Source organism: Caulobacter segnis (genome assembly GCF_031454995.1).
Lineage (GTDB): Bacteria > Pseudomonadota > Alphaproteobacteria > Caulobacterales > Caulobacteraceae > Caulobacter > Caulobacter segnis_E.
The window spans coordinates 871,672-888,986 of sequence record NZ_JAVDRV010000001.1; the positions used below are offsets into that span (position 1 = coordinate 871,672).

Below are 17,315 nucleotides of genomic sequence, written 5' to 3' on the forward strand. Positions count from 1 at the left end.
TTCATCGGTCCGCCAGGGAAACGGTTCGGGTGACGCGTCAATCCCCCGACGCCATGCGCCGTGCACAGAAGATCCGTCCCACGACGGACGCCGGCGCAGCGTCCAGGGGGGTCCCTTTCGTGCTGCAATCATCCCTTCGCCGCCGGTTGCTGATCGGCTTGGCCACGTCCGTCTTCGTGTCACCGGCCCTGGGCGCGCCGGCCCTGGCCGCGCCTAAGGAGGCCTCTAAGGAGGCGGTGCAGACCGTCGCGTTCGACATTCGCGCCGGCACGCTCGACGGCGCGCTGATCGCGTTCGCCACCCAGAGCGGCCGCACGGTTGCGTACTCGCCGTCGCTGGTCGCGGGCCGCCAATCGGAGGGCCTGCGCGGGCGCTTTACGCCGGAGGCGGCGCTGGACCGCCTGCTGGCCGGCGGAACGATCGAGGTCCATCGCCGTGGCGAGAAGGGATTCGTGCTCAAGCCCCGCAAGGTCGGCGCTGTCCCGGCCGCCAGCCTCCAGCCGGATGATCCGCTGCAGGGCGTCTCCGCCGATGGACCCAGCCAACTGTCAGAGCTCGTGGTCACCGGCTCGCTGATCCGCGGCCCGGCCCGGGGCGCCTCGCCCGTCGTGACTGTGTCGCGAGACGACCTTGACCGGACGGGCAAGTCGACGGTCGCCGACATGCTCACCGACCTGCCCCAAGCCTTCGGCGGCGCGGCCTCGGCCGACACCAACCTTGCCAACACCGACGGCTCCGGCACCAATCCGAGCGTCTCGACCGGGATCAACCTTCGCGGCCTGGGCGCCTCGGCCACGCTGGTGCTAGTCGATGGCCGGCGCATGGCGGGCAGCGGGCTGAACGGCGCCTTCGCCGACGTCTCCACCCTGCCTACCGCCGCGGTCGACCGTGTCGAGATCCTGCTCGACGGGGCCTCGGCGCTCTACGGCTCGGACGCGGTCGGCGGCGTGGTCAATGTTATCCTGCGCAAGGATTTCGAAGGAGCGGAGACGCGACTGCGGATCGGCGGCGCGACCGGCGGCGGTGCCTCCGAACGCCAATTTGCCCAGACGGTCGGCAAGACCTGGGCGTCGGGCCACGCCCTGGTCAGCTACGAGCACTGGCAGCGCGACCATGTGGCGGCGGAAGACCGGCCCTACACGGCCAGCCCCGACCTTCGCCCGCTGGGCGGAACCGACCATCGCCTGTTCTACAGCCACCCCGGCAACATCCTGGCGCTGGTCGGCAACGCCTACGTGCCGACCTGGGCGGTTCCGGCTGGACAACTGGGCGTCGGGCTCACACCGGCTAGCTTTAAGGCTGGCACGGTCAACTACGAGAACCAGCGCAGCCAGTCGGACATCATGCCCGAGCAGAACCGTGACGCAGTCTATGTCGCGCTCGGCCAACGACTGACGTCCCGCGTAGAGCTGAGCGGGGACCTGCGCTTGAGCAAGCGCAAGTACGAATTGGCCCTGCCCGGCACGGTGACGATCTTCGCCGTCACCAACGCCAACCCCTACTTCGTCTCGCCTGACGGCAGCTCGTCCAACGTGATCGGCTACGCGTTCACCGACGAGCTGGGACCGTTGCGCGCGAGCGGCAACGCCACCAGCGTCGCTGCCTCGCTTGGGGCCGAGATCGACCTTGGCCGATCCTGGCGGGCCAATATCTATGGCGCCTACGCCCAGGACGTTACGCGGCGCGACGGTCGTGGGCGGTTGAACAGCCGGTTCCTCAGCGAGGCCCTGGGAACGATCCCCGACGATCCCGCCACGAGCTACAGCGCCCCGCGCGACGGCTACTTCAATCCCTATGGCGACGACGGAACGAACCCGAAGGCGGTGCTAGACTTCATCGGCGGCGGCTACACGCTGACCCGCTACGTCAGCACGGTGAAGACGCTGAACGGCCAAGCCGACGGGACTCTGCTGTCCCTCCCGGGCGGGGCCGTCAAACTGGCGGTGGGCGGCCAGTACCGCGAGGAGCATTTCGACACCCGCACGATCTCGATGACCTCGAGGGCGACCCCGACCACGACCCTGACCGGACCCTTCGATCGCAAGATCCTGGCCGGATTCGCCGAGCTGCGGATACCGCTGGTTGGCGAAGGCAACGCCCGGCCTGGCCTGCAGCGCCTGGAGTTGTCGCTGGCCGGTCGCATCGAGCACTATGACGACGTCGGAACGACCACCAATCCCAAGGTCGGTGTGGTCTGGACGCCGGTGGAGTCAGTGAACGTCAGGGCCAGCTACGGCACCTCCTTCCGCGCGCCCTCCCTACCGGAGGTGTTCCAGACCCAGGATGGCGGCCCCAGCTTCCTAGCCCAGGGCGCCACCAGCAAACTGGTCTTCCTGCGCTACGGCGGAAACACGGACCTGCAGCCCGAGAGCGCGACCTCCTGGACCGTCGGCATCGACTACTCCAGCCGCGCCGTCCCGGGCCTGAAGCTGTCGGCGACCTGGTTCGACACCGCGTTCGAGGGCCAGATCGGCACCCCTGTCTTCGAGAACATCGACAATGTGCTCGGCAATCGCGCCTACGCTCCGTTCGTCCAGACGCTCGACCCGGCCAACGCCGCCGACCAGGCCAGGCTCGCCGCCCTGCTGGCCGGCACGACGAGCGCGGGCCTCTATCCGACGACCGCCTATGCGGCGATCGTCGATGGACGCAACGTCAACACCGGCGGCCTCCACGTCCAGGGCGTCGACCTCACCGCGCGATACGGCCTGCCGCTCGGCGGCGGGGTGCTCGATCTTACCGGCAACGTCAGCGTCCTGCTCGACTACGAGCGCAAGGTCACGCCGGGCTCGGCCTGGCTGTCGCTGCTCAACCAGGCGCGCCAACCCGTCGATCTGCGGGCCAAGCTCGGCGCGTCCTGGACTCGTGAGGCCTGGTCGCTGACCGGCGGCCTCAACCATGTCGACGACTACAAGACCGCCCTGGGCCAGCCGATCGACAGCTGGACGACCCTGGACGCCCAACTCAGCTGGAGGGCGCAAGGCGCTGGCTGGACCAAAGGCCTTTCGGCCGCGCTTTCGGTGCAGAACCTGTTCGACACCGACCCGCCCTTCTATGACGATCCGCAGGGCGTGGGCTACGACACGGCCAATGCCGACCCGCTCGGCCGCTTCGTCTCGTTCCAGCTGACCAAGCGCTGGTAGGCCGGGGCTCACCATGACGTTCAAACCGATGTTGCTGGGTCGCCTCACGGCGGCCTGGCTGGTCATGGCCGCGCCCGCGGGCGCAGCCGAGACCTTGACCCTGGACCGCCTGCTGAAGATCGAAGAATTCGGCGCGGCGGCCCTCTCGCCCGACGGGCGCCACCTAGTCGTGGAGACCCGCGCTCCGTTCGATACGGCGGCGGCTTTCGACACCGATAATCCAGCACCAAGGCTCGGCCGTCTGATGGTCGCGGACCTTTCGACGCCTACGCCGGCCAGACCGCTGCTGGCCGCCGAGACGGGCGCGGGCTACACCGCCGGGCCGTTCTCGCCGGACGGCCATCGCATGATCATCTCGCGCTGGAAGGCGTACCGCTACGAGGCCGGCGTTGTCGATTTGCGGAGCGGCGACATCCGCTGGATGGGCTTTGGCCTTGAGCAAGCCAACTACGGGCGCAGCCTGCAGTGGCTGTCGAACACCGCCTTCGTGACCCTGGCGCGCGATCCGGCCGACCCGACGCTCAAGCTGAAGCTGGGATGGCAAAACCAGAAGCGCCTGGGCGTCCTGTGGGCCCGGCAGGCCGCCGGCAAGGTCTCCAGCGTGCAGGCCATCGGCAGCGGAAGGGCGCGTCGTCCCGAACCAATGGACGACCGGCGGCTGATGCGGGTCGATCTGGCGACCGGGGCCCAGACCGAGCTGGCGAGGGGCGGGTTCTTCGACATGGAGCTGTCGCCCAGCGGCCGCTATGTCGCCCTGCTCGAAGAAGCCGAACGCGTCGGCCTGGCCGCCACGCCGGCGGTGCGGATGATGGCGCCGTTTCGCCGCCGCGCCCTGTCCATCGTCGATCTGCGGACCGGCGCGGTAACGCGTCCCTGCCCGCGCTGCACCACCCTGATCGAGCCGATGGTCTGGGCGCCGGGCGCGGATCGACTGCTGGTCTTCCAGCACCCGGCCGACCAATTGGAAGCCGCCGGTCATCTGGCCGTGATCGACGCCGCGGGCGGCGGGGTACAGACGGTCGGCGCGGACCTTGAGTTTTCGTTCGACTATGGCGGCGAGGGCGCGGCGCGGGTGCGGGCCGACTGGCTCGGCGGCCATCCGATCGCGCTGGCCAAGGCCGCGGGCGCGACGCGCAGCGACTGGTACGACATTGAGGGCAAGGACGCCGTCAACCTGACCAAGGCCCTGCCCTCCGCGCCGGGCAGCGTCGTCCTCGGGGGCGGCAAGACCCTGCTGGCGCTGGTCGACGGCCAGGCCTGGCGCATCGGCGCTGACGGCGCGGCGACGCGACTTTCGGCCGGCGGCTCTGGTTGGGCGAGGCCGTCGGCCTTCGGCGTGGGGCTGCGGCCGCGATCGGCGCCGTGGCGGACCGACCAGCCCATCCTGCGCACGCCGACGGGTCTGGCGAACCTCTTCGGTCATTCCAGTGCCCTGCCATCCGAAGCGACCCCCATCGCGACGGTTGGCGAGATGACGGTGTGCGTCGACATGCCCGAGAGCGGGGCCCGTTCCATTGCTCTGCTGGACGGCATGGGGAGGCGGCGCGACCTAGTCACCCTGGACGGCGACCTGGCCAGGCTGGACCTCGGCTCGGTGCGGACCGTCGCCTCGCGCGCTGCGAACGGCCAGATGCTCAAGAGCTGGCTCTACCTGCCGCCGCGCTGGCGGCCGGGGGACAAGCCAGCCTTGATCGTCGTGCCCTATCCGGGCTCGGCGCCGCAAACCTCGCCGGCGCGGTTCTACCTGTCGACCGACGCCCTGACGCCGAACCCTGCGCTGCTCGCGGCGCAGGGCTACGCCGTGCTGCTCCCGGCCCTGCCGCGCGATCGCGATCGCGGCGAGCCGGGCGAGAACCTCGCCGCCGAAATCTTGTCGGTGGTGGACGCTGTCGTTGCGGAGGGGCTGGCGGATCCCGACCGTCTGGCGCTGTGGGGCCACAGCTTCGGGGGATATGCGGCCCTGGTCACCGCCACCCAGACCCAGCGCTTCAAGGCGATCATCGCCCAGGCCGCGCCGTCCGAGTTCATCTCCAACTGGGGGACGGTCGATCCGCACTTCGTCACGGCGCCGGAGGACGGCGCCCCCAATCCCATGGGGCTGGCGTTCAACGAGACCGGACAGGGCGCGCTCCTGGGGCCGCCGTGGGCCCAGACCGAGCGCTATGTGCGCAACAGCCCGCTGCTCCAGGCCGACAAGGTCATGACGCCCCTGATGTTGATCTATGGCGACCAGGACTTTGTCGGCCTGAACCAGGGGCAGGGCATGTTCATGGCCCTCTACCGCCAGGACAAGGACGCCACGTTACTGACGCTCTTTGGCGAGCGACACCTGCCGATGAGCCCGGCCAACGTCCGGGCGATCTATGGCGAGGTCTTGCCCTGGCTGGCCGATCGCCTGGGCTCGCCACCACGCGCTCCGGAGGCCAAGGCCGAAGCCGCCCGGCCTTCCCAGTAGCGAACGAAGGCCTCGATCGCGATGATCTCGTAGAGACGCGGATAGTTGCCCGCATGGATCATTCGATCGGGATCGAGGCCTTCCTCCAGCCCCTTGACGTCCAGGACGCCTTGGGCGGCGAGCCGCCCCTCCAGCAGAAAGGGTCTCAGGGTCGGCAGGCTGCGCAGCACCATGCGGCCGTAATAGGCGGTCAAGTCGCCCTTCGAGCGCCGCGCGCGGACGAGTTCCGGAATGCGGTCCTCGAAGGCGTCGCGGGCCAAACTACGGCCTCGCCCGCCGCGCGCCAGATCAATGACCGGGGCGGCCAAGGTCGCCTCGAGCACCGGCTGGTTCAGCAGAGGATGGACCAGTTGGGCCTCTCGCCCGCGACGGCTGGCGCCGTTGAACAGGGGCTGCAGGTGGATGAGGTTGGAGATCTGGCGCCGCTTGGCGGGCGCCACCGGCCGGTCGAGCCAAGGATGCTGGCCTAAGTCCCGGCGGGGACGTCGGAAGGTTTCTCGAACCGCCTCGCCGATCAGGGACCAAGTCGAACCGCGGTTCCAGCGTGCGGCGTCCTCCATCTGGCGCCAGGCCGGATCGGCGCCGGGCCGCCGGGCCCAGCGTCCCCAAACCTCTGTCCCGATCTTTTCCGAGGGCGACTCGTAGAAGACCATGTCGCCGCCCTGCCCGGTCAGGATGCGGCGAGCCCCCAGGGCTCGGACCAGGTCGACCTGGCTCTGGTCGTAGTGGCGATCCAGGGCGTTGTTCGACGCCCGTGCGCCGACCGGCATGTCTCGCAGCGCCGCCTCGTCAATCCGCAGTTCCGGTTTTACGATTTTCATCAGCGGCACGCCGATGCGCTCGGCCACCGCATGGGCAAACCGCCGCTCGTCGCCCCCTGGATCGTCGATGTGGTAGTGGACGAACCGGGTGCGTTCGCCAGCGCCGAGCTTGACCAGCGTGCTGGCGACGATCGCCGAATCCAGGCCGCCCGAGATCTCCGCCAGCAGGACCTCGCCGGACGCGGATTCCGCCATCAGACTCTCGTCGACGGCCGCGAGCACGGCGCGGCGGGAGGCTTCGTAGGACGGATGCGGGTCGACCGCGAAGGCGGAAGGGTCCCAGACGACGCGATCGATCGGCGTATTGGTGAAGGTCCGTAGCGCGCCAGGCCGAAGAGCTTCCAGGCCGCGCAAGGCCAGGCGCCCGCCCATGGCGTTCTCGTCGCCGAGCATGTCGGCGATCGTCGCCCAGTCGATCTCCAGGGTTCTCGGCAGCGCGCTAGCCGGAAGATCGTCCGGGAGGTCCGACCCCACGATCCAGGCCGTGGGCGAGTGCCAGACCAGGGCGTCGAGGTGACCGGACGGATCGCGGAAGACGGCGCGGTCGGCGGGGAAGACGGCGACGTAGCGGCCCCAGAAACCCCGGGCTAGCCGCTCGCACTGGCCTTGGATGCCAAGATCGGGTGACTGGAGCGCATCCGGCGCGATCGCGGCGGGCCGCCCCGTTCCGCGCTCGAAGAGCTCGCCCACCACCCAGCCGCCGGCTAGGTCGCGCACCTGAAGGTCGCCGCGGATCCACAGCGTCGTCGTCCCGGCCGAGCGCGCCTGGCGCCATCCCTGCACCTCCAGAGACAGGTCGTCGTCGGCGGGTCGCGCGCCCAGGAAGCCGAAGCGAGCATCAAGCAGGAAGCCGTCCATCAAACCACCATGATCGGGGTGAGGCCTTGCAGGCGATCGGCGGTGTCGTCCAACGCCGTATCGCCGATCTGCAGCCAGCAATGGGCGTGAAAAGGCCAGGTGCGCACGCCGAACACCCAGCGCGCATCATGGCCGCGCCATCGAAGGACGCGGAGCAAGAGAAAGGAGCGGTAGAGGCAGACGCCCTGGAACGGCAGCCACGGCAACACGCGCTCGAAGGCGGCGATCAGGGTTCTAGCGTCTTCGGCGAGCCTCTCGGCGCGGCCAGCGCGACGCCCTCGGTGGGCGGCGGCGACGACGCGGTCGAAACGCACCAGGTGGTAGTCGAGGAGCATCGTGGTCCAGGCCGCCAGGATCAGGAGGACATCGCCCAGCCGAACCCGTGCGGCGACCTTCAGGCCGAGATCTCGTGCGGGCCTGGGCGTCTGCGCAACGCGCGGTCGCTGCGAAGCCTCGACCAGCAGGCCGGCCTGCTCGAACTCCTCGGCCAAGTCGGCATCCCCGAACTCAACGCCATCGGGCCCGATCCGCAGGTCCCGGGCCGCGGCGGCCAGGCAGAAGTAGGTGTTTGTGCGCGTGTCCAGCACCACCACGTCGTCGCCGATCGCGACCAGGTGGGTCGTGGGCGAAAGGTGTCGGGCCATAGCGCTCTCCGGGTAAAGGGTGCGGCGCCGGCGCGTCGGACACGCCGGCGCCGCGAGCTCGTGTCAGGCGACCCGCAGCTTGTGCGTGATCAGCTCGTCGCCCTGGCCGAACTCGCCCTTGGTCAGGCGCTTGGCGTCGCCCAGGCGGACCAGGCGGGTCTTGGCTTGCTTCTTGGTCATCGTCGTCTCCTTGACGTGAGGTCCTGGAGGAACGGGCGGCCTCACGGCCGCCCTGGACCACCGGCGAGGCGCCGGAAGCCCTTGGGTCAGGGCTGAGGCCGGCGCATGGTCACCAGTTCGTCGCCGGGACCCCATTCGCCCCGCGTGAGGGCCTTGGCGTCGCCGAGGCGAACGAGGCGGAGTTTGCGGGTCTTGGTCATGACACGCTCCTTCGGGAGAAAAGCCGCGTGATTGCGGCCTCTCCATCAAGCGCACCGCCCAATCTGCATTGGCAGTATATTGCAGCTATAAGGACGCTATATTCGCCCCCGCGCGCATGGCGCGCACGACGTCCGGCGCGTGCCGGCGACGCTCGTCGTGCATCCGCTCCAGGGCCACCGCCAAGCGGTCCCGCTCTAGGAGCGCCTCGCGCAAGCCGGCGACTTCCTCCGACAACGGAAAAACCTCAGGCTCGACACGGACGCAGGACGCCAGCCGCTCGCCGACCTGGCGATAGGCGTCGAAGAGCGCCCGGTTGCCGGCTCGAGCCACGATCCAGTCGAGGAACTGTCCGAGCTGAGCACAGGATGAAAGGGCCGGGTCCGGAGCTTCGGGCGGTGACAGCGGGACGGCCTCGCCGCTTTCTGCGAGCGCCTCGGCCAGGTATAGGCGCCGCAGGCCATACAACTCGACCACATCGGAGACATCGAGGCGCGGCGCGAAATACCCACGGCCTCGGCGATCCTCGATCAGGCGCTCGCCGGCCAGGCGCGACAAGGCTTCCCGCACCGGCGTTGCGCTAAGACCAAGGTCATGGGCCAGATCGGTGATGGTCAGGGGCTCGCCCGAAACGAGACGGCCGTTTCTCAGTTGGTCGCGCAGGGCCTCCAGAGCGGCGCTGAACGGGTCCTTGGGCTTGCCGGGCGCGCCTACTCTCACGCGATTCTCCAGAAAAGGAGATCGCACGCCAGATTTCGACACGACTCTCCACGACCACCCAAAGTAGTCTTGACGCCTTACTTGCGCAACAACTACGAAAACGCCAACTCTATGCAGGTCAGCGCAAAGTATCTGCACCTTTGCGCAATTATTATGCGCCCTTCCATTTTACCAGCATTTACTGGATGACGTCGGCGAGAACTGTCCCTATGGCACGCCCTGGTCGCAAGGACGCCATAAGGCAACCGTGACGGTTACGGCTTTCGCTACACCGCCAAGCCTTGTTACACCTAGGGTAGATTACTTATGCGTGATTTGGATGAGCGGTAAGGACTCCGAGAACGACAAACGCTCGCTCCTGTCGCGCGCCCTAAGGGCGGTCCGCGCCATACGTAAAATCAAGCCTCGCGCCCTCGCCGCGGCGCTTGGCCTGTCCCTGCGCGGCTACCAGAATTTTGAAGCCGGCGGGGGCCAACTCAATATCGACCACGTCATGGCCTTCGCCCGGGCCAACGACGCCGACCCGATCGGCATCCTGGCCGCCGTGCAGATCGGCAAGCCGGAGTTCGCCGCCTGGGTGGCGCAGAACAAGGCGATGATCGCCTTCATGATCACCCTGCAGGAGTTCGCCGAGGACACTGGCGAGGCGATGACCCGGCTGGAGACCACGACTTGGGTCTCGGCCTATCGCGAAATGTTCAAGGGCCTGTCCGAGAAGGCCCTGGCCAGCCAGGCCCAGGACGCGGCGTGGCTGGCCCAGAACGCCGGCCGCCTTGGCCTGGGCGCCGAGCCGCCGCTTCAGGCTGAAGGCGACGATGCGGCCAGCGACGAGGACGAGGCGGAGGACGACGACCCGGCTGGCGACGATCGATAAGGCGCCGCCGGAGGCCGGCTACAGGCCCGGGCCGCGCGTGCGTCCCAGCGTCCAGGTCATGCCGTCCGGCTCCAGCACGCCGCTGACCGTCTGCCCGCGGCGCGCCTCCAGGGCCGGCCGCCAGGGCGCCAGCTGGAAGCCCATCCCGTCGTCGAGCACGGCGAACCGCCCCGAGGCCAGGTCGAGTCGTCGCTGGTAGACCCCTTCGACCGCATCGCCCGACGCGATCGGCCGGACGGGCCGACCGGTTTCGCGGGCCAGGCGCGCGGCCGCGCCCTCCAGGTCCTGGGCCTGGAGGGTGGCCAGGAGGCCGGGGGCCAGTACGAGACGACCATCGCGCACCGACGCCAGGCCTCTGCCGACCAGGACGCCGGCCCGCTTGGACATGGCCGCGGCCGCCTCGCTGGCGAAGCCCGAAGCGCCGTTGTCGGGCGCGCGCTTGAGGATCTGGCGATCGAGCCAGGTGGCGCCGTGCGCCTGCACCTGCGCCTCCAGGGGAAGGTCGCTGCGGACGGCCAGGGCGCGGCGCGTGGCGCCCTCGCGATCGACATAGCCGCGCAGCTCCACGATCGCGCCCACCGGAGCGTCGATGGTGTCGGCCAGGTGCGGGAAGGTCAGGTGATGCTGGCGGCCGTCCAGGCCATCGACCAGCACATAGGCCGAGCCGGACAGCTCATCGGCGAGACCGCGATCGACCAGGCGGCCGACGATCGCGGGCGCGGCCGCCTGGTCGTGGATGACGAGGCGCTCTGGAGTCGGATGGCGGTCCCCTCGGGCCATGGCCTGGTGATAGGTCTTGATGATGTCGCCGCGGACCGACAGCTCGCGCAGGCGCGGCTCCAGGTCGTCGGCCAGGCGCCAGCGTCCTGGCCCCTCGGGCTTTGCCAAGCCGAGCGCCTCTAGGTTCGCGGCGCGCCCGACCAGGCGCAGGGCGTCCAAGCCGCTGTTGGCGTCTGGCCGCAAATCGACCACCCGGTCGGCGGGATCGGCGGCCGCCACCAGGGCGCGGTCCAGGCGCGTCCAGCGCTCGGCGGCGACGTCGGCGTCCAGGTCCGCCTCGATCTCGCGCTGGCTTCTGGGACCCAGCTCCAGGGTGACGAGGTCCTGGGCGCGCTGGCGCAGGCCGCCGGCGATGTAGTCGCCAGCGATCACCAGGTCCCTGCCCTCGTCGGTCCGCCCGCGGACCAAGACGTGCAGGTGCGGGTTGTCGGTATTCCAATGGTCGATGGCGACCCAGTCCAGGCGCGTGCCGAGGTCCTGCTCGGCGCGGCCCATCAGGTCGCGGCAGAAGGCCCGCAGGTCGGCAAGTTCAGCGGCGTCCTCGGGTGAGACGATGAACCGGAAATGATGGCGGTCGTCCTCGCAGCGCTCGGCGAAGGCGGCGACATCGGCGGCATCGCCGTGGGCGTCGAACATCTTGGCCGACGTCTCATCGCGGGTGACGCCCTCGCGCTGCAGGTAGGCGATGTGCCGCGACAGCGGCGCGGCGCGGTAGCGACTGCCGGACTGGCGCACGATCCTGGCCTTGACCACCACGCGGCGGCCGGCCTGCCCGGTGTCGCGCGCCCGTCCGGCGCCGCGCGCCAGGCGTCCGCCGGGCCGGCTCCTTGAGCCGGCGCGCCGCCCCCCGCCCGCATCACCGGCCGCCTCCACGGCTCGCCGGACCTGGCCGATGAACCGCGCGGGCTTGGCCGAGCGGTCCGCGCCGATGCGCCCCGGGCGCAGCAGGAATTCGTCGTCGAACTCGCTCATGGCGGGGCCGACGGCGCAAAGGCCGTTGAAATCGCGAGACAAAGCGATGAGCACGCCAGCCGCGCCCGTCGGGCGACGGCGCAAAAAACCCAATCCAACCAACGACATGCCGCCCGTCCGACGGCGCGGCTTTTATCTGGCCATCCCCGTCGTCTCCGCTGGAACCCGTCCCGCTTCGCCACCCTCCTCATTCGATGCTCCGGCCGGGGACCACAAACAGTCCGGTGTCCGCCGCCATCGCCGGGCCCGAGCTCCCTAGTGTCCCGCCGCCGCTCGCCTCGCCCAGGCCGCGGGACCAGGCCGGCGGGAAGAGGCCGGTGGTGCGCCAGTCGGAGCCGTAGGCGCCGACCACGCCCGGCTGCCCGGTGATCCGAGCGACATAGGCGCGCGTCTCCAAAGGCAGGGGCCGCCCCGCCAGGCTGGCCTCGTACCGGCCAGGCCCAGCGTTGTAGGCGGCCAGGAACCCCGGCGCGCCGTAGCGGTCGCGCAGCTGGCGCAGATAAGCCGCGCCGGCCAGGATGTTGTCGGCCGGATCGAAGGGGTCAGACCCAAGCCCAAGGCGGATCCGCAGCTCGCCCCAGGTGCCCGGCATCAACTGCATCAGGCCCATGGCGCCGGCCGGCGAGACCGCCCGTTCCCGCCCCGCACTCTCGGCGGCGATGACGGCCTCGATCAGCTCGACCGGCAGCCCAAAGCGCGCGGCGGCGGTCTCCACATGGGTTCGGACCGGGGCCTGCCCGTGGGCGGGTCCGGCCACCACCAGCAGGACGATCGCCAGGACGAGGCGCCTCACGGCGTTCCCTTCCCGCCGGACACCAGCAGCGGATGGGCCTTTGCCTGAACCTGGGCACCGTCGGTGATCCCGAAATAGCGGCCGTCCAGGCTCGCCGGCGCCGGGGCCAGCAGAAAGACCTCGCCCGTACCCAGGATCCGGCAACCGCTCCAGAACGGCAGCCGCCCCCCGCGCCCATCGCGTAGCAGGGCGCGCGCCACCGTCCGGCCGTCGATCGCCAGGTCCTGGTTCCGACGGCAAACGGTCTGGCCGGCCACGGCGGCCACCGGCTTGATCAGCGGCACCCCGCGCGGCAACCAGCCGCCTTCATCGAGGAAGTCGGCCAGGCCAGGCTCGGGGGTCACGACGACGAGGTCGCCGACTTGTGGCGTCCGGATCGGGACCACGCGATAGAGCCCGACCGGGACGCTGGCCGTCGTGTTGAGCAGCAGAAGCGGCCTCGGCGTGACGGACAGGGCCAGGCAAGCCAGCAAGCCGGTAGCCAGGACAGCCCACCTCACGACGTCACCCGCGCCCGTAGGCGCCAGGCGCGATGGCGGCGCGCATCGTATGGCCGGGGCCGCAGGCCGGCGGCCAGGCGATTGTGGACGTGGCGCCAGTAGTCGGGCGCGATGGCGTGCGGCGCATAGCCCGCGGCCTCGACCGCGTCGATCGCCGCCAGGCCACGCTGCACCCGTGTCCAGCCGAGCAACAGGACGAGCGGCTCGCCACCGGGGCGCACGCCCGGGAAACTGACGCAGGCCTCGCCCGGGCCTGGCGCGCGCAGCACCTCCAGAGCCGAAGCCGTGGTACCGTAGTCGCCGCCGGTCCAGCGCACCCGGGCGAACATCGCCCCGGGCGAGAAGACCAGGGTGCGCCGGCGGCGGTCCTGAAGGATCTCCGCGCGCGGCTGGCCAAAGCGCAGCCAGTCCTCAACCCGGCCCTGCCACCAGGCCAGGTCGACCTCCGTCCCGACGCTCATGTCGGATCCTCCGGGAACTCACGATCGAGCAGGGCGCGGACCATGTCGGCAACGGTCTGGCCGCGCGCGAACGCGGCGATCTTGATCCGGCCCCGGCTGGCGGGCGTGACGTCGATGGTCAGGCGCGCGGTGAAGGGGTTCTGGTGCGCGGCGGGCTCGCCCGATTGCTCGCGGACCCAGGCCTCGGCGCTGGTGGGCCGGGCGGCGAAGGGCTTGGCGCTCATCGGTCCAGCGCCTCGATCTCGGCCCCGACGGCGGCGATCTCGGCCGCCGCCGGCCCATCCGGCTCCAGTTCGGCGACGGTCTGCCCACAGGCCATGGCCTGGGCGAACAGCACCCGCTGGCCCACCGTGCCGCGAAGGGCGCCGGTGTCCTGGGCGGCCAGGGCTTCTTGGGTCTCGCGGGCGATCACCGTGCGGGCGGCGCAGCGATTGAGCACGAACCGGGCGCGCAGGGTCGGGCGGTAAAGACGCGCCTCGTCGAGCAGGCGCAGCATCTCGGCCGACGCCCAGCCGTCGAGCGGCGAGGGCTGGACGGGAACAATCACCAAGTCGGCGGCCAGCAAGGCCGAGCGCAGCAGCGGCGCCACGCGCGGCGGCCCGTCGATGACCAGGTGGTCGGCGCCGCGCGCCAGGTCCGGGACCTCCTGGTGCAGGGTTTCACGGGGCAGGCCCACGACGCCGAAGGCGCGCGAAAGGCCAGCCTGGCTTCGGGCCTGGGCCCAGTCCAGCGCCGAGGCCTGCGGGTCGGCGTCGAGCACGGTAACCCGGCGGCCCTGATCGGCCCAAAGGGCGGCGAGGTTGAGGGCCAGGGTCGTCTTGCCGACGCCGCCCTTCTGGTTGAGGAAGGCGACGATCATCGGCCCGGCTCCGCGCCAAGCACGGCGGCCGCTAGAAAGTTAGAGTCCGAGTTAGAGTCCAAGTTAGGCGCGCGGGAATCCCTTGCGCCAGAAGGGCTTGAGGTCGGCCCCTGCGCCCGATCTCCCGACAGGGGCGCGCCCGATGTCCCGATATCGGCTGCGCCCGATGTCACGACCCCGTCCACAGGGGATGGCAGCGCGATCTCCACGACCAGCGGCAGGATCCGCAGGCGCTCGCGGCCCTGGCCGCGCTCCAGCATCAGCCGGTAGCCCGGCAGGGGCTGGCGGGCGACGATGCGGCGGATGTCGAGGGCGAAGTCGGACGGCCGGGCCAGGCTGCCGGACTTGTGGTGCAGGTGGGCCAGCTCGAACACCCAGCCACCGACCTGGCGGCCGGCATGCTTCCTGGCCACGCGATAGAGCCAGCGCTCGATCCCGCCGGTCAGCCGGAAATAGTGCGGGTCGATGGTCAGGACGAGCGAGCGGTCGACCACGCCCCGGTAGAACCATTCGGGCAGAACGACCTCGACGCCTTCGACACGGCCCTGGCGGTTGGCGCGCTCCTCCCACTCGTTGATCCAGGAGAACTGCTGGCGACGCCACTGCTCGCCCTGGCGGATGGTGGTGGCGACCACGGTCGACTGCAGCCGGCGCAAGGCGGCCTTGAACAACCGGTACTCGGTCGCGCCGGTGGCCCGGCCGACCCCGGTGAGCAGTTGGTAGGGCGTGAACCGCAGCAGGCGCGAGGTGGGCAGGCCACGGTTCTCGGCGTCGACGATCTGGGAGGCGGCCCAGATCAGGACATCCGCGTCCCAGATGGTGGCCATGCCATGCTCGGGCAGGCCGTGGACATGGACCTCGACCTCCCCGGCCCGATAGAGGATCGGCCGGACCCGGCGGGACTTCGACAGCGAGAAGAACGGCCGCTCCATCAGGTCGCGCTGATCGCGGGGGCTGGCGTCGCCGGCGACGATCACGAATGGATCGAGCCGCGCGGGCTCCTCGGCCCGGAACAGGGATTGGCGCGCCATGCTCAGGGCCGCTCGGCGAGCGCGGCGTGGCGCTTGGCGGGCAGGACCTCGCCGACACCGGTGTCGGTCGTCGAAAGCCGAGCGCCGCGATCGGCCCAGGCCTGGAGGTCGTCGATGGCGTAGAGCACCCGGCCGCCGAGCTTGCGGTAGGCTGGGCCGGTTCCGTAGGTGCGGTGCTTCTCGAGGGTGCGGTGGGACAGGCCCAGATAGGTGGCGGCCTGCTGGGTGCGCACGAAGCGCGGCGCGCCCGGGGTCAATGAGGCGGACACTGGCGGTCTCCCTGGTCTCCTGGCGCGGAGCCGGATGGCGCGGCGCGGACCGGGGAAGGCTGGCGAACGGTTGCTCGGACGAGGGAGTGCGAAGGTGGGCGCGGGATTTTCGCACCCCCTTGGTCGGGGCGCGCACAGGCTCGCGGCTCAGGCGGCGAAGGGCGGACGGCGTGCGCCGAGCAGGCCGACATAGCCGCCGTTCACCAGCGCCCCACCGTCACGCACCAGGCGCAGGGTGGCGTCGCGCAGGGATGAGGTCTTCCACGGCTGGTCGGTGACGCGGCCGTCGCCATAGAGGGCGGCGGCGATCTCGCGATAGGGCGCGCCGCTGCTGCGACCATCATGGGCGCGCAGCATCGCCTTCAGGCGTTGGCGCCGTTGCGGCGTGATGGGATCAGGCGGCGGCGGATCACCCTCCAGGTGCCGCATGAGCCGCGCCAGGGCGCGCAGGCGGATCGGCGCGGCTGCGTCGAGCGGCACGATGGCGGCCAGCGGCTGGCCGGGATCGGCGGCCGCCTCCAGCAGCGCCAGGCGGATCTTGTCGCGGCCACGTCCCAGCGACCACCAAGCCTCGCCGGCCGCACGCGGCTCGGGCGCGGTCAGCCGCGAGGCGGCGCCGGCGGGCGCGGGCTGCAATTGGATCAGTTCGTCGTCGACCTCGGGTCGCCACCAGACCTCGGCGCGGTCGGCCTCAAGCGACGGATCGACGGGGAAATCGCAAGCCCCAGCGGGCGCTCAGGGTGTCTTGTCCCTGCCCCTGGCTCGCGGTTTGGAATTCGTTCTGGTAGTCTGGATTGCGACGGAGATATTCCCAGGCCAGGTCCGCCGCCGATAGCTCGTCCAAGTAGTCATAGGCGTCCGCGGACCGCCACCGCGAGGCGTCTGGCGACATGAAGAACCTCCGACAAGGTTCGCTCTAAGATTGAGCGCAAGTCGGTTTTTCCGGTGCACGGAGTCGGCGGGAAGCCAGGGCAGCGTGAACGGCCGATGCCGCCGTGGCATCACCCTGCAGGACGTCCCTTCAGGATATGGCGATAGCCGGCGCTGGCCATCCAGCGCGCGCGCTCGAGATGAATGTCGTGAATACGCCGGGCGCGTTGCGCATCGGCCTCCACGTCGAGGCCCAGGACGAGGGCCGCCGCCTCGCGCCAGTCGGCGTGGGCGGCGGCGGCGTCCAGCAGGCGCAGGTAGGCTTGCATGTGCGCGCGGTCGTAGGGCGTGACCTCGCCGTCCTGGATCGGCGTGTCGCGCAGGTCGCCGTCGATCATGACCATCCCCGTGTTCCCCCTGGAACGATCCTAGCGGATATCGACGGGGACGGGACGGTTCTCAATCCGGATCGGGCGATGCGCTGGCGGCATCGCCTATCGGAGGCGCTTAGGTCGGCGGGCGGGGTTTGGCGTCTTCGGCCGGCTTGTCGCCGGATCGCTCGGCCCGTTGGCGAATCCAGACCAGCGGGTGGGGCTCCTCTCCGGCCATCAGGCGCGCATTGACCGGCTCGGCCCAGGTCGGGTCGTCCAGTTCCAGATTGAGGATCGCGCCGCTGGCTGGGTCTAGCGGTCGCCAGGCTGCGCCGCATTCGGTGTCGCCGACGAACGCGCGGAAGGCCGGGGCGCGGGGCGAAAGCTTCTCGATCGGAACCAGGCGCACGGCCGCGTCGATCTGCAGGGTGGCCAGGCGCCCGACGAAGGTTTCGCCGTCGCGCCGGAAGTAGCCGATGGTGGTCATGGAGCCTCCTGTTGGCGAGGGGCGACGGC

The 17,315-nt window shown here is 70.4% G+C and carries 18 protein-coding genes; 3 read left to right on the forward strand and 15 right to left on the reverse strand.

What is annotated here, in order from left to right; translation table 11 throughout:
* The first annotated feature begins 119 nt into the window (after positions 1 to 119).
* Positions 120 to 3,143: a TonB-dependent receptor gene (locus tag J2728_RS03960; protein WP_309996638.1), complete on the forward strand. Its 3,024-nt coding sequence runs from the start codon at positions 120 to 122 to the stop codon at positions 3,141 to 3,143.
* 13 nt (positions 3,144 to 3,156) lie between these two features.
* The gene (locus J2728_RS03965; protein WP_309996639.1) at positions 3,157 to 5,598 is read left to right on the forward strand and encodes a S9 family peptidase; all 2,442 of its coding nucleotides are present in this window, start codon (positions 3,157 to 3,159) and stop codon (positions 5,596 to 5,598) included.
* Here J2728_RS03965 and J2728_RS03970 read toward each other — a convergent pair.
* From J2728_RS03970 to J2728_RS03980, 3 genes are all read right to left on the reverse strand, one after another.
* Entirely contained in the window at positions 5,505 to 7,277 is a 1,773-nt protein-coding gene (locus J2728_RS03970; protein WP_309996642.1) for an asparagine synthase-related protein, read from the reverse strand. The two genes, J2728_RS03965 and J2728_RS03970, sit on opposite strands and share 94 nt — an antisense overlap.
* Entirely contained in the window at positions 7,277 to 7,921 is a 645-nt protein-coding gene (locus tag J2728_RS03975; protein ID WP_309996646.1) for a lasso peptide biosynthesis B2 protein, read from the reverse strand. Before J2728_RS03975 ends, J2728_RS03970 begins: the two co-directional genes overlap by 1 nt.
* A 465-nt stretch (positions 7,922 to 8,386) precedes the next feature.
* Positions 8,387 to 9,019: a GntR family transcriptional regulator gene (locus J2728_RS03980; protein ID WP_309996648.1), complete on the reverse strand. Its 633-nt coding sequence runs from the start codon at positions 9,017 to 9,019 to the stop codon at positions 8,387 to 8,389.
* Positions 9,020 to 9,338: 319 nt separating this feature from the next.
* On the opposite strand from J2728_RS03980, the gene J2728_RS03985 reads away from it, so the two are divergent.
* Positions 9,339 to 9,893, forward strand: coding sequence for a hypothetical protein (locus J2728_RS03985; protein WP_309996651.1), 555 nt, complete (start codon positions 9,339 to 9,341; stop codon positions 9,891 to 9,893).
* An 18-nt stretch (positions 9,894 to 9,911) separates the two neighbouring features.
* On the opposite strand, the gene J2728_RS03990 is transcribed toward J2728_RS03985, so the two are convergent.
* From J2728_RS03990 to J2728_RS04045, 12 genes are all read right to left on the reverse strand, one after another.
* Entirely contained in the window at positions 9,912 to 11,645 is a 1,734-nt protein-coding gene (locus J2728_RS03990; protein ID WP_309996654.1) for a relaxase/mobilization nuclease domain-containing protein, read from the reverse strand.
* Positions 11,646 to 11,832: 187 nt separating this feature from the next.
* Positions 11,833 to 12,438, reverse strand: a complete 606-nt coding sequence (locus J2728_RS03995; RefSeq protein WP_309996656.1) for a lytic transglycosylase domain-containing protein — start codon at positions 12,436 to 12,438, stop codon at positions 11,833 to 11,835.
* Entirely contained in the window at positions 12,435 to 12,938 is a 504-nt protein-coding gene (locus J2728_RS04000; RefSeq protein ID WP_309996659.1) for a S26 family signal peptidase, read from the reverse strand. The genes J2728_RS03995 and J2728_RS04000 overlap by 4 nt, the downstream gene beginning before the upstream one ends.
* Positions 12,935 to 13,399: a DUF2840 domain-containing protein gene (locus J2728_RS04005; RefSeq protein ID WP_309996662.1), complete on the reverse strand. Its 465-nt coding sequence runs from the start codon at positions 13,397 to 13,399 to the stop codon at positions 12,935 to 12,937. Before J2728_RS04005 ends, J2728_RS04000 begins: the two co-directional genes overlap by 4 nt.
* The gene (locus J2728_RS04010) at positions 13,396 to 13,623 is read right to left on the reverse strand and encodes a ribbon-helix-helix protein (RefSeq protein ID WP_309996665.1); all 228 of its coding nucleotides are present in this window, start codon (positions 13,621 to 13,623) and stop codon (positions 13,396 to 13,398) included. Before J2728_RS04010 ends, J2728_RS04005 begins: the two co-directional genes overlap by 4 nt.
* A complete protein-coding gene (parA, locus tag J2728_RS04015) occupies positions 13,620 to 14,258 on the reverse strand; it encodes a ParA family partition ATPase (RefSeq protein ID WP_309996668.1) in 639 nt (212 codons plus the stop codon). The genes J2728_RS04010 and parA overlap by 4 nt, the downstream gene beginning before the upstream one ends.
* On the reverse strand, positions 14,255 to 15,289 hold the full coding sequence (locus J2728_RS04020) for a replication initiator protein A (RefSeq protein WP_309996671.1): 1,035 nt from the start codon (positions 15,287 to 15,289) through the stop codon (positions 14,255 to 14,257). Before J2728_RS04020 ends, parA begins: the two co-directional genes overlap by 4 nt.
* A 2-nt stretch (positions 15,290 to 15,291) precedes the next feature.
* Positions 15,292 to 15,558 carry a helix-turn-helix transcriptional regulator gene (locus J2728_RS04025; RefSeq protein WP_309996674.1) on the reverse strand — a complete coding sequence of 89 codons (267 nt, stop codon included), beginning with the start codon at positions 15,556 to 15,558 and terminating at the stop codon, positions 15,292 to 15,294.
* A gap of 147 nt (positions 15,559 to 15,705) precedes the next feature.
* Entirely contained in the window at positions 15,706 to 16,194 is a 489-nt protein-coding gene (locus tag J2728_RS04030) for a DUF2285 domain-containing protein (RefSeq protein ID WP_309996676.1), read from the reverse strand.
* 55 nt (positions 16,195 to 16,249) lie between these two features.
* Positions 16,250 to 16,450: a transcriptional regulator domain-containing protein gene (locus J2728_RS04035; RefSeq protein ID WP_309996679.1), complete on the reverse strand. Its 201-nt coding sequence runs from the start codon at positions 16,448 to 16,450 to the stop codon at positions 16,250 to 16,252.
* A 109-nt stretch (positions 16,451 to 16,559) separates the two neighbouring features.
* Positions 16,560 to 16,832, reverse strand: coding sequence for a DNA -binding domain-containing protein (locus tag J2728_RS04040; protein WP_309996680.1), 273 nt, complete (start codon positions 16,830 to 16,832; stop codon positions 16,560 to 16,562).
* A 103-nt stretch (positions 16,833 to 16,935) separates the two neighbouring features.
* Positions 16,936 to 17,286: a DUF736 domain-containing protein gene (locus J2728_RS04045; protein ID WP_309996682.1), complete on the reverse strand. Its 351-nt coding sequence runs from the start codon at positions 17,284 to 17,286 to the stop codon at positions 16,936 to 16,938.
* Positions 17,287 to 17,315: the final 29 nt, after the last annotated feature.